Origin of the sequence: Fretibacterium sp. OH1220_COT-178 (assembly GCF_003860125.1) — a bacterium.
GTDB lineage: Bacteria > Synergistota > Synergistia > Synergistales > Aminobacteriaceae > CAJPSE01.
In genome coordinates this window covers 1-615 of the sequence record NZ_RQYL01000079.1, presented here as the reverse complement: position 1 = coordinate 615, position 615 = coordinate 1, and the positions used below count along the sequence as shown (strand labels likewise).

Here is a 615-nt window from a genome sequence, read left to right as displayed (position 1 = left end):
TCCCGCCCCAGGAACCCTTACGACCCGGAAGAAGAGGTTCCAGCAACCCCCAGACCCTGTCCGAAATGTCGTGCCTTCTGTGCCCTTGGTCCATAGTGTCTTCCCCCTGACTGAATGATTCTGCTGGAGGATATTCTAAACCTTTTAACCTCTCCTGACGACACTATCTAAGGTTCCCTTGTCCACTTTTCCCTCCTGTATCGTGATGCGGATCGGCGTCCTCTCACTTTACTTGAGGCTTGGATTTACAATCTAAACGCAACAGAAGGGGGTGAGAGAAGATAAAAAGGCCCATAGATGACAGTTATTCGCTAGAATGAGTTTTGCGAGCACAAACAGCGAAGGAGACTGACACCCATGGGTTGCCCTCATCTTACAGCAACAGAACGAGAAAGTATACTGTGCCTTCGTGCTCGGGGATACGGAAGGCCGAAAGATTGCCGGAGCCCTGAACCGAAGCCCTTCGACGATCAGCAGGGAACTCCAGCGTAATCTCGTCAAGGGAGCCTACAGCGCCCACGAAGCCGGTAAGCTCTATCGTCTGCGTCGTAAACGCTGTCGGCCGGCCTTCAAGCTGGACAACAAAGGACTGCGGCAAATTCTGCAATCTCGTCT

At 52.5% G+C, this 615-nt stretch carries 2 pseudogenes; one reads left to right on the top strand and one right to left on the bottom strand.

Annotated elements, in window-relative coordinates:
• Positions 1–94, bottom strand: a pseudogene (locus tag EII26_RS12910) (IS5/IS1182 family transposase); the annotation flags it as partial.
• A gap of 336 nt (positions 95–430) precedes the next feature.
• Here EII26_RS12910 and EII26_RS13650 point away from each other — a divergent pair.
• Positions 431–615, top strand: a pseudogene (locus EII26_RS13650) (helix-turn-helix domain-containing protein); the annotation flags it as partial.